At 31.2% G+C, this 11,728-nt stretch carries 12 protein-coding genes and 1 pseudogene; 1 reads left to right on the top strand and 12 read right to left on the bottom strand.

What is annotated here, in order from left to right; all coding sequences use genetic code 11:
• Positions 1–214 (top strand): annotated as a pseudogene (locus tag BLV37_RS15140) (IS110 family transposase); the annotation flags it as partial.
• 174 nt (positions 215–388) lie between these two features.
• Here the strand turns inward: BLV37_RS15140 and BLV37_RS00995 are convergent.
• The 12 genes from BLV37_RS00995 to BLV37_RS00940 form a co-directional block, all read right to left on the bottom strand.
• The gene (locus BLV37_RS00995; protein ID WP_091725994.1) at positions 389–1,096 is read right to left on the bottom strand and encodes a pseudouridine synthase; all 708 of its coding nucleotides are present in this window, start codon (positions 1,094–1,096) and stop codon (positions 389–391) included.
• 62 nt (positions 1,097–1,158) lie between these two features.
• Positions 1,159–2,439, bottom strand: coding sequence for an FAD-dependent oxidoreductase (locus BLV37_RS00990; protein ID WP_091725991.1), 1,281 nt, complete (start codon positions 2,437–2,439; stop codon positions 1,159–1,161).
• Positions 2,432–3,400: a sulfide/dihydroorotate dehydrogenase-like FAD/NAD-binding protein gene (locus BLV37_RS00985; protein WP_091725989.1), complete on the bottom strand. Its 969-nt coding sequence runs from the start codon at positions 3,398–3,400 to the stop codon at positions 2,432–2,434. The genes BLV37_RS00990 and BLV37_RS00985 overlap by 8 nt, the downstream gene beginning before the upstream one ends.
• Positions 3,401–3,625: 225 nt before the next feature.
• On the bottom strand, positions 3,626–4,741 hold the full coding sequence (locus BLV37_RS00980) for a D-alanyl-D-alanine carboxypeptidase family protein (RefSeq protein WP_208975163.1): 1,116 nt from the start codon (positions 4,739–4,741) through the stop codon (positions 3,626–3,628).
• Positions 4,742–4,804: 63 nt separating this feature from the next.
• The gene (gene ytfJ / locus BLV37_RS00975) at positions 4,805–5,245 is read right to left on the bottom strand and encodes a GerW family sporulation protein (RefSeq protein ID WP_091725986.1); all 441 of its coding nucleotides are present in this window, start codon (positions 5,243–5,245) and stop codon (positions 4,805–4,807) included.
• Positions 5,193–5,747, bottom strand: coding sequence for a DUF2953 domain-containing protein (locus tag BLV37_RS00970; RefSeq protein WP_143031463.1), 555 nt, complete (start codon positions 5,745–5,747; stop codon positions 5,193–5,195). Before BLV37_RS00970 ends, ytfJ begins: the two co-directional genes overlap by 53 nt.
• A 172-nt stretch (positions 5,748–5,919) precedes the next feature.
• On the bottom strand, positions 5,920–6,468 hold the full coding sequence (gene scpB, locus BLV37_RS00965) for an SMC-Scp complex subunit ScpB (RefSeq protein WP_091725980.1): 549 nt from the start codon (positions 6,466–6,468) through the stop codon (positions 5,920–5,922).
• 11 nt (positions 6,469–6,479) lie between these two features.
• The gene (locus tag BLV37_RS00960) at positions 6,480–7,229 is read right to left on the bottom strand and encodes a segregation and condensation protein A (RefSeq protein WP_091725978.1); all 750 of its coding nucleotides are present in this window, start codon (positions 7,227–7,229) and stop codon (positions 6,480–6,482) included.
• A 176-nt stretch (positions 7,230–7,405) separates the two neighbouring features.
• On the bottom strand, positions 7,406–8,584 hold the full coding sequence (locus BLV37_RS00955) for a D-alanyl-D-alanine carboxypeptidase family protein (protein WP_091725975.1): 1,179 nt from the start codon (positions 8,582–8,584) through the stop codon (positions 7,406–7,408).
• A 148-nt stretch (positions 8,585–8,732) separates the two neighbouring features.
• On the bottom strand, positions 8,733–10,058 hold the full coding sequence (locus tag BLV37_RS00950) for a pyrimidine-nucleoside phosphorylase (RefSeq protein ID WP_091725972.1): 1,326 nt from the start codon (positions 10,056–10,058) through the stop codon (positions 8,733–8,735).
• On the bottom strand, positions 10,058–10,885 hold the full coding sequence (locus BLV37_RS00945; RefSeq protein ID WP_091725970.1) for a purine-nucleoside phosphorylase: 828 nt from the start codon (positions 10,883–10,885) through the stop codon (positions 10,058–10,060). The genes BLV37_RS00950 and BLV37_RS00945 overlap by 1 nt, the downstream gene beginning before the upstream one ends.
• A gap of 13 nt (positions 10,886–10,898) precedes the next feature.
• Entirely contained in the window at positions 10,899–11,717 is an 819-nt protein-coding gene (locus BLV37_RS00940) for a purine-nucleoside phosphorylase (protein ID WP_091725967.1), read from the bottom strand.
• Positions 11,718–11,728: the final 11 nt, after the last annotated feature.

Here is an 11,728-nt window from a genome sequence, read left to right as displayed (position 1 = left end):
TAGAATGTCAAAGAGAGGTTCAAAATTACTTCGTTATGCCTTAATTAACGCTGCTTGGAATGTTTCACTTAACAACAAAACATTCAATGATTACTTTATGCTTAAAAAGTCTCAAGGTAACAACCATTATGCAGCTCTTGGTCATGTTGCTCATAAGTTGGTACGTGTTATCTTCAAAATTCTTAAAGATAATGTCGCTTTTAATTTAGACTAAATCAAATTTATTTTAAAGCCTATATCTAATAGGTTTATTTAAGCGTGCCCTTTTTTGGATAATTATTTATTTACATATTTTCAAACATTTTTACTTGACATTTCATAGTTGGTCTCCTGTAAAAATCGTTAAAAAATAAGCTAAAAATCTAATCATTACAAATTAATGCAATGATTAGATTTTTTTCAGATATTCTATTTCCTCGTCACTCAAAAATCTCCAGCAACCTTTTTTTAATGTTCCAAGCTCTAATTCACCTATTGCTATTCTCTTTAGAGAAATGACAGGATGACCTATTGCTTCACACATTCTCCTTATCTGTCTGTTTCTTCCTTCATGAATTTGAATTCTCATCAAGCTCTTATCATTCACATAATTTAACGTTTCAATCTGAGCTTCAGAGGTGGTATAGCCATCAATTTTTATTCCATTTCTAAATTTATCAAGCTTCTCATCATCAGGCTTGCCTTTAATAGTTGCTATATAGGTTTTAACAACCTGATTCTTTGGATGAGTTAATCCATAAGCTAATTCTCCATCATTTGTAAGAATTAATAGACCTGATGAATCATAATCAAGTCTACCTACAGGATAAACTCTTTCCTTAACATTTTTCAACAAGTCTAATACAGTTTTTCTATCGTACTCATCTGAAACTGTAGTTACATATCCTTTAGGCTTATTCATAATTATATATACTTTTTTTTCTTTGTGCTTTATTCTTTTTCCATCTACAATAATAACATCTTTTAAAGGGTTTATCTTAAAACCTAGCTCTGTTACCGTTACTCCATTAACTTTTACTCTTCTGTTCAAAATAATTTCTTCTGATTTTCTTCTCGAAGCTATCCCACACTGTGCCATAAACTTTTGTAGTCTCATTTTTTCCCTTCTTTCGTATAATAGTTGTTAATTTAAAATAATTATATTGTATATTAGTAGTATTATACAAGTCTCTCATCATAAATATTCAGCAAATCCATCCTCTGTACTTTTCTTTTTATTTCTTCGCTGTTAGTCAAATATATACCCATTTTTTTCATTCTATCAAAAAATTCAGCTCCTGCAAATGTATATCTTTTCTTTAAACCTTCTTTAGTATTTATTTCTTCATTTGCATAAGCAATTATGTCACCAATTGCTAAATTTCTTGGTATTTCAAGCAGAGGAATTCCAAGAATTGACCTTACACTATTATGCCCAGCTAGACTACCTGTTGAAATGGCTTCTGTATGCCCAACAAACAAACCTGATTTTTCTCCTGCACAAAATAAATTTTCTACATCGTTAACTTTGAGGGTATTATTTCTTGGTGCAATAGATAGGTATCTAACTGAGTTGCCCTTTCCACCTGAATACGGATCTTCATATCTGGCATATTCAAGTCCTTTTATTTTTCTTAATAAGGCTAAAGGATAAAAAGGCGTCATGAGCTTTGCATGACCAGTATCTAACAAAATAATATTTTCTGCAAATTCCTTTAATGAATATTGCTGACAAACCTTTAAATCAAGTTTTTCTAATTTTATATCCTCTTTGGGAATTGGTAAAACAACTACTCCAGCTTTATTTAGAGTATCTCTTATTTCATCACTCAATGAATCCTTATTAAGCTTACACGATCCACTGAAAGCCCCATAAGATTCATCTCCTCTCATTCCCATTATATCCTCCACTCCAGCCCTCATGCTAATACTAATTCTAGGGCCAAAGGAAGGACATCTTAAGATGCACATAGCACAGCCATTACCATACTTCAAGCAATTACCCATAGGTCCTGTAGAGCCTGTTGTTTCTATAAAAACATCACCTTCCACCACACTATCATCTGCCATTAGTATTGCTTTTATCCTTTTACCTTCCATAATTACATCAACAGCTCTACTTTCAAGCATTATATTAATTCCTTTTTCAATTAATAGCTTTCTTACTTCAGGCTCAACCTTTGTAACATCATAAAGCCATGCATGTTTATGCCCAGGGAAGTCAATACCTTTATGTCTAGAAGCTTTGTCAGTTATCTCAAATAGTTCTCCTGCTCCCAAGTATATATTTTCCTCTGCAGCAGTATATCTTCCATTGTTTCTCATTATTCCTCCAACATTACCCAGCCCAATTAACATATCTGTTTTTTCAATCAGAACTACATCTGCCCCAGCTTTTCTTGCTGTTAAAGATGCAGCACATCCTGCCCATCCTCCACCAATTACTACTACCTTAGTCAATTAGTACCCTCCTTTCAATAATTTTTCTTGCATCTATTTGAGTTTTACAAGGTTTAACCCTGCCTTCATTCTTTAATCTTGTTGTACAACCACCACAAATCCCTTCTCCACAACATATCTCGGTGTTATTTGTAACTGCTAAATATGGTTTTATATCTAATTCATCTATTAATTTTATGATCTTCATATGAAGCAAATCAGAACCTGCGCTAAAAATCAGACTAATATTCTTGTTTGTTAATATGTGCTTTACCAAAACACTCCCCTTTTCACTCATCAAATCTTCTTCAAATATTTCTATGCTCATGCTTTTTATATAATCATTAATAAATATTTCCCCTACACTTCCTTTGTCAAGTATTAAGGTTACATGATTATTATTCTTTACTAATTTCTCTAATGAAAGTAAAGAAGGTGCTTGAGATATACCTCGAGCTAGAACTAAGCAATTTTCGCCTTTAACTTTTTTAATGTAGCTTAGTCCGAGTACGCCATTCCAATAAGGACCTTTTATTAAGACATTGTCCTTGATATTCTTTAATTGGTTAGTCTTAGTACCCACAGCCTTAAATACTATGGTTATTGTTCCATTTAATTCATCGGATTTCATTACTGACATTGGTGTATCAAAGTATTGTGGCAAATTATTATCTCTTATAAACACATATGAACCTGGCTCTTTAAGCTGTCTAGCAAGTGTTTTGGTTACTTTCAATTTTAGTAAAAAGCTATCCTGCCCAATTTTATCAAACTCTTCAATACCTCCATTATAATAATCCCTTTGTTTTTTTACTTTGTTTCTATTCATAGTAAGCTCTTGTAATATGCATGTTCCGGTCCAATTGCAATCACAAAATTCTTTACCTTGAAGTTGAGAACAAGTTATACAATTTTTTGTTTCAGCAAGATAGCAAGGGCAATACTCACTACCTGCGTCAATGCATTCTAGTCTTCTATGCATTATTCTTTACTCCCTCCCATTACGTTGGACTATAATAATAGCTTATTGAAATATCCATATTTGGTTACAAAAAAATAGCAGGGCTTTTGCCATGCTATTTTTTATAACGAATAGGAAAGTCCTATTTTTATACTTTTAATTTAAAGAACTTTCCGTAATGAATTTAAAGAAAAGCTTCCATAATTTAATTACGCCTCGATGGAAGCTTTTCTTATATAATTTCTGCTATTTAAAAATTTTATATAAAAAGTCTATTATACTTAGATTAACATTTTTATTTTTTATATCTACACTCGATTCAATTTCCTTAGTGTACAATAGTTTTCCTTCAAGAAATACTAGAATGTTACCTAGCTTTTTACATTTTTCTACGGGTGCTGGTATTGTATCGGGTAGATTAACTAGAATCTTTATTTTATCCTTTTCACCTTCTTTAAGTGGAATTATCAAATCACTATCGTATAAAGCATTATACTTTTCTTTATCTCCATTTATTATCTGTATTTCTTTTAAAAATTGTCCTTTGCTTAATAATAATGCTGGTTTAAAATTCTCAAATCCATAATTGAGCATCTCATAGCAGTCATTAAACCAGTTTCCATCATTTATTACTACAGAAATTAGCTGCATCTCATCTCTAGTTGCACTAGCAACTAAGCATCTACCTGAAGCTTTTGTGTACCCAATCTTTACTCCATCTCCTCCTTTGTATTCCCATAGGACATCATTTTTATTATAAAAGTATTGATTAATATCCCTATCTGCAACCCAAAGTTTTGTCTTTGATACTTCACGAAAAAAATCTTGTTTCATCCCTTCTCTAGTAATTATTGCTAAGTCATATGCTGTTGAATAATGGTCTTGATGATGCAAGCCATGAGGATTAACAAAGTTAGTATTATTAGCTCCAATCTCTTTAGCTCTTTTATTCATCAGCTTTACAAATTCATCTACTGAGCCAGAGATGTGTTCTGCAATGGCTACTGCTGCATCATTACCTGATCTAAGCATTAATCCATAAATCATATCTTTTAATAATACTTCTTCATTTTCCATAAGATAAATACTTGAACCTTCAATTCCTACTGAACTTTTTTTAACCTTTACCTTTGAATTTAAATCTCCATGCTCAATTGCTAATAGTGCAGTCATAATCTTAGTTGTACTTGCCATTGGTTTTTTAAGATTTGGATTCAAGGAATACATTACTCTTCCTGTTACAGAGTCAATTAGTATAGCACTATCTGCACTTGGAGATGGATATGTAAATCCAGTTGTTAGGATAAGCGCTACCATTATAAATAGTATCGAAGCTATTTTAAATCTTGAATATTTATCCAAAAATATCACTCCATAAATTGATAATTGTGTCTTTAACACAATAAAGAGCAGTCTTTTCTGCTCCTAATTGTTATCACAGCTATTTTCATTTTTCACATTAGATTCTTTACTCTTCAATTTGTTTTGAATCCCAGTTGCAATCTTAGGTATAGTATCTATAATGCTATTTAGCATATTAGCATTTTGATCAACTGGTAAAAGTTTCATACTACCATTTCCAACTACTATAAAAGCAACCGGCATTATTGATACTCCAGCACCAGTTCCACCACCAAAAGGTAAACTATTATCTGAAGCTGTCATACCTTCACCTTTATTCCCTTTGCTTTTTCCATTAAATTCTGTTCCACCAGATGCAAATCCAAAAGATACTTTTGAAATTGGAATTATTACTTGTCCGTCAGAGGATTCAACTGGTTCTCCAACTATTGTATTTACATCTACCATTTCTTTAATGCTTTCCATAGTTGTTTTCATTAATCCTTGAATTGGATGTTCTGTCATTAAATACACCACCTTTAATACATTCTTTTAAGCATTTAAAGCCTGCAATAATAATATGAGCAATTTTAAACTTAATTATACAAAAAATATCTATTTCTAATATGCTTTCATTAAATATAGGATTAATGTTTATGCTTATTTCATCTATATTATTATTTCTTATAAAAGGGATTAATAATATACTTACTAAAGTCCATGCTACTCCACAGGAAAATCCAGTTAATGCTACTTCGCCTAAGCCTATATTATACCACCACCTAAATGTAGTTATATGTGCTTTTTTAAGAATATATTTAGAAGTCTCAATAATAGCAGTGTCATATCTAACAATTTTGCCTAGTATTCCTTCAGAGTCTTGAATGTTAAAAATGTCTGTAATTTTACTCTTGCTTACTTCAGCCTTATTAGAGTTTTTTCCATATTTCAAAAGCAAATCCATGTATGGAATCTCATAGTTAAACTTTACTAATCCCATCAATAATTTAAATTGAATTCTAAACATATGATTTCCTTTTTTCTCTTTAAAGATTATATCTATACATAGATGGGAAAAAAGAATGGTCACTAAGAATAAGAGTAATATTAAAAGTATTTTATTCAACTATATCAACTCCAAATTTATAATGCTAATCAACATTTAATATGTTTTCCCCAAAAAAGAAAAATAACACAAATTATTTTGTGTTATCTAAATCTTCTATTTGTATAATATAATCCTCATCTAATGAAGGTAAATGTTCAAGTGATGATAATCCAAAGAATCTTAGAAATTCATCTGTAGTACCATAAATAATTGGTTTACCAGGCTTTTCTAATCTGCCTACTTCAACAACTAATTTTTTTTCCATTAAAGTGCTTAAGGCTCTATCGCATTTGACTCCCCTTATTATCTCTATTTCCGCCTTTGTTATTGGTTGTTTGTATGCAATAATAGATAAAGTTTCAAGAGCAGCATTCGATAATGTTTTGTTGATTCTAGGGGCACATAATTTTTTTATCCATTCAAAATGTTCAGCTCTTGTGCTTAACTGATAAGTGTTGTTAGTATTAATTATTTGAATACCCCTTCTATTAAAGTTAAAATCATCTATCATTTCATTTAGTATAATTTTTAGAGATTTTTTGTCCAACCCTAAAACTTCAGAAATATCCTCAATAGAAAGAGGATCTCCCCAAGTAAAAAGCAATGCTTCAATAATAGATTTGATTTCTTTCATATCCATAGAAGTCACCTCTAATTTTTTTCTTTAGATTCTTTAATCTTAATTAATATATCACTAAAATTATTCTCTTGAAAAACCTTTATAGCTTTAATTTTCATTAATTCTAGAATAGACAAAAACATTACAACTATTCTTGTCCTAGTCATGTTCTCAGAAAAAAGTTCGTTAAATTTAACCTCTTTCTTACTTTTAATAATAAGGATTAAGTCATTCATACATTCGTCTATAGTCAATTCTTCTCTTTCAATTTCGGTTAATTCGTTTTCACTTGAATCTTCTAAATATCTATTTATTATATTTGAATATGCTAATAATAGCTCCCTAAAATCAATTTCTTCTAATTCAAAGGAATCCTGTACCATAAATTCATCTAGCTCTTCTTTTTGTTTAAAAAATATTTTACTTTGAATATCGCCCTTTAACTTTAAATTTTCTGCTGCTAATTTATACTTTTTGTATTCCAAAAGCCTCATTACTAGTTCTTCTCTCGGATCTCCTTCTTCTATTTCTTCTTTTTCATTTTCAGCATTAGATACAGGTAAAAGCATTTTTGACTTTATCTCTAGTAATGTAGCAGCCATAACTAAAAACTCACTAGCCATATCTAAATCAACACTTTGAATATCTTTTATATATTCTATATATTGGTCAGCTATTTTAGCTATTGGAATGTCATATATATCCACTTTTTCTTTTTCTATTAAGTGCATAAGTAAATCTAAAGGTCCTTCAAAAGCTTCTAATACAACTTTGTACTCCATTGTTATCTCCTTTTTATTTAGCTATCATTTGCTTTAGCAATGATGAAATGTGGACAAACACTGCTAATAATCAATATATATAACAATATCAATATGTTGTCAATAGGTGTTCATTAGTGTTTTCAATTAGTTATATTAGCCTAAACCATAAAAGCAGGATATTATTAATCCTGCTTTTATGGTTTTCTATAGCCTAAAAAACTAGTAGTAACTTTTTTAAACATATCTAACAATGAAGCTTTTTCTATTTCTTTTTCAGATACTAATCCAACTCTTCCTATTTCCTGACCTTTATTCTTTAGAATAATTTCCCCAATCTTTTCTCCTTTTTTAATTGGTGCACTTATAGAATCTGGTAATATTATTTCTTTTTCAATATCTTTAGTCATGCCTTTTTTTAAAAGAACACTATATTCATTCTCTGCTACTATATTTAAAGTATGATTTTTACCTTTCAGTACGCTTATGTTTTTAATTATATCATTTTTTTTGCATATGGCAATCGAATCATAGTTAGCAAAGCCATAGTCTAATAATTGCTTCGACTCTGCAAACCTGCTATTTGATGTTGGTCCTCCTAATATTACACTAATTAATGTAAGGTTTCCTCTTCTAGCAGATGCGGAAAGACAGTGACCAGCGTCACTTATATGACCTGTTTTGATTCCAGTTATTCCTTGATAATCACGTATAAGCTTATTAGTGTTTACAAGAGTTTGAACTTTGTCTTTCTTTTTTCCAACATAAATATCAGTCATGTATACAGTCAGCCAATCATGGATTTTAGGATGTTTTAATAACTCCTTTGACATTATTCCAACATCATATGCAGTAGTAACATGCTCTCCATCAGGAAGTCCTGTAGTATTTTTAAATAATGTATTGTTCATTCCTAATTCCTTAGCTCTTTCATTCATTCTTTGAACAAAAACTTCTATACTACCAGAGATATGCTCAGCTAAAGCTACTGCAGCATCATTTGCTGATCTTATACATATAGCCTTCAATAAATCATCAACTTTTTGAGTCTCCCCCTCCTCCAAATATACTTGAGTTCCTCCCATCCTAGATGAGTTTGCACTTATATATACTTCATCCTCAAGACTAATCTTACCACTATCTAATTCCTCCATTGCAATTAAGAGAAGCATAATTTTAGTTATACTTGCAGGGGGTGTTTTTTCATGTATATTTTTCTCATAAATTATTTCTCCAGAGGAAGCATCCATAAGTAAAGCTGATTTTGCTTCTAATTTAAATGGTTCTTCACCAAACGAATTCGATGAAAACCCAAAAACAAATACTAACAAAAATATAGCACTAACTAATATTCTATTATTTATTAATTTGTACATTTTACCCCTCCCTTTGCAAAATATTTATTTTTATGTTATCCATCTAATAAATAACTTATTCAAATATAAAATTACAAAAAAAGGAGACTATTGGGTTACAGTCTCCTTGTTTACATAATATTTTGTTTGTAATCTTGCAGTACAATTTTTAAAATTTAATCGTTTCTTTATTGTCTACAATACCATAAATTAGTTTTTTATGTATAGGGTTTTTGTCTCCTATTTTAATAGCATTTCTAAGCATTATAGCCACATTTTCAGCTTTGCTTTTATCATTACAATGCAAATATGCTACTACATCTCCCTTTTCTACTCTATCATCAACTTTTTTATTTAAAATAATTCCAGCAGCTAAATCAATATCACTCTCTTTTGTTTCTCTGCCAGCTCCAAGGGCTAATGCACATTTTCCTACTTCTTCTGCATCAATTGATTTAATATATCCATCATTATGGCTTACTAACTCTATTATATGAGAAGCTTTAGGTAATAATTCAGTATTTTTAATATAATCAGTATCTCCACCCTGTGCCTCTACAAATTCTAAAAGCTTATTATATGCTTCTCCGTTGTTAATTACTTCAACCAACATTTTTCTGCCTTCTTCTATACTTGAAGCTTTTTTACCTAATAGCAATAGTCTAGCACCTAATGTTAAACATAGCTCTACAAAGTCTTCAGGACCATTCCCTTTTAATGTTTCTATAGCTTCTATCACTTCTAAGGAGTTACCTATTGCATATCCTAAAGGTTCATCCATATCAGATATTATTGCCACAGTATCCCTACCCACGCTATTGCCTATATCTACCATTTCCTTTGCTAAAACAAATGCACTTTCTAAATCCTTCATAAATGCTCCACTACCTACTTTAACATCTAAAACTATAGAGTTTGAGCCTGATGCTATTTTTTTGCTCATTACGCTACTTGCAATAAGAGAAATATTATCTACAGTAGCTGTCACGTCCCTTAAGGCATAAAGTTTTTTATCTGCAGGAGTAATATTAGCAGTTTGACTGCAAATACACAGCTTTACTCTATTTACTATTGAAATAAATTCTTCCTTAGAAAGCTCTGTTCTAAGTCCTTTTATAGCTTCAAGTTTATCTAATGTTCCGCCTGTATGTCCTAAACCTCTTCCTGACATTTTTGCAAAAGGTAATCCGCAGGCTGCAACCATTGGGCCTAAAGCCAATGTAGTCTTATCTCCTACTCCGCCAGTACTATGCTTGTCAACTTTTATTCCTTTAATAAGTGAAAGATCAACAGTTTCACCAGAATTTACTACTGCACTTGTTAAATCTACAGTTTCTCTTTTATTCATTTTTTTAAGATAAATTGCCATAAGTAATGCACTTGCTTGATAATCAGGGATTCTACCTTCTGTATATCCATTAATAAAAAAGTTTATCTCTTCTGTAGTTAGCTCTTTTCCATCTCTTTTTTTCTGGATAATATCGTACATTCTCATTACAACTTCACCTCATCAATTATACCTTTTATTAGTTTAATAAATTTAGGTCTAGTTTCGTTTGCCACCTTTACAACCTCTTCATGGCTTATGGAAACAATTTCATCTGCAATGGCCATATCAGTAACACATGATATCCCTAATACTCTTAAACCAGTATGTCTTGCAACTATTACTTCTGGAACAGTTGACATACCTATTGTATCTCCACCAATTCTTCTAAGCATTCTAAGCTCCGCTCTTGAAAAATAATATGGACCACTGATAGCAACATAAACTCCCTTTTTAGTCTCAATATTAAGCTTGTGTCCTACCTCTTCTGCTAGCTTAATTAAAACCTTATCATATGCAGATGACATATCTGGAAATCTAGGCCCTAATTCTTCATAATTATGTCCAATAAGTGGATTATCACCAGTAAAATTAATGTGATCTTCTATTATCATCAATGCTCCAGGATATAATTCTTTGTTCATTCCCCCACAAGCATTTGTTACTAGTAGTATTTCAACCCCAAGCGCTTTCATAACTCTCACAGGAAAAGTAACCTCTTGCATAGAATATCCCTCATAATAATGAAATCTTCCTTGCATTGCAATTACTTTTTTCCCTTGAAGTTCTCCTAATACTAATCTTCCTTCGTGCCCTTCCACAGTAGAAACTGGGAAATTAGGTATATCTTTATAGTCAAGTATTATAGGGCTTTCAATTTCGTTTGCTAACGTTCCTAAGCCTGATCCTAAAATAAGCCCTATTTGTGGAATAAAATCAATTTTATCTTTTATATAGGAACTAGTTTCATTTATAGTTTCTAATAAATTCTTCATAATATCTCCCCCACTATAATTCTTTTAATATTTCTTTAATTAAGAAAATAAAATCGTTTTTTACTCTTTCAGAGGTTTCTATCACCTCATTATGATTTAAAGGCTGATCCAATATTCCAGACGCCATATTAGTTATACATGATATTCCTAGAACATTCATATTACCATGAATCGCTGTGATTACCTCAGGAACTGTAGACATTCCGACTGCATCAGCACCTATAAATGATGCTAGCCTAACTTCAGCTGGGGTTTCATAGCATGGTCCCGGATTCCACATATATACTCCTTCTCTTATATGTAGCTTTAGGTTGCTTGCAGCTTTATTAGCTACTTCTATCATATGCTTGTTGTATGCATGAGACATGTCTGGAAATCTAGGTCCTAATTCATCATGATTCTCACCAATTAAAGGATTGTCAAAGGCAAAATTAATATGGTCAGTAATAATCATTAAATCACCAGGAGAAAATTCTTTATTTACTCCACCAGCAGCGTTAGTAACTATCATAGACTCAACTCCTAAAGCTTTCATAACTCTTACAGGAAAAGTTACCTGCTCTAATGAGTATCCTTCATAATAGTGAAATCTTCCTTGCATCGCAACTACAACCTTATTCTCTAGCTTTCCAATAACAAGTTGTCCTTTATGCCCTTGTACAGTTGACGATGGAAAATTTGGAATTTCATTATATTTAATAATTACTGCATCAGTTATTTCATCTGCTAAAGGTCCGAGACCAGATCCCAAAATAATTCCAATTTCAGGCTTTTCATTAAGCTTGCTTTTTATAAAATCAACAGTCTGGTTCAATTTATAGATTAAATTCACCACATCTCCCC

This window comes from Proteiniborus ethanoligenes (assembly GCF_900107485.1).
Classification (GTDB): Bacteria; Bacillota; Clostridia; order Tissierellales; family Proteiniboraceae; genus Proteiniborus; species Proteiniborus ethanoligenes.
Note: the sequence above shows the minus strand (reverse complement) of the source record. Positions and strands in the feature narration are given on the sequence as shown.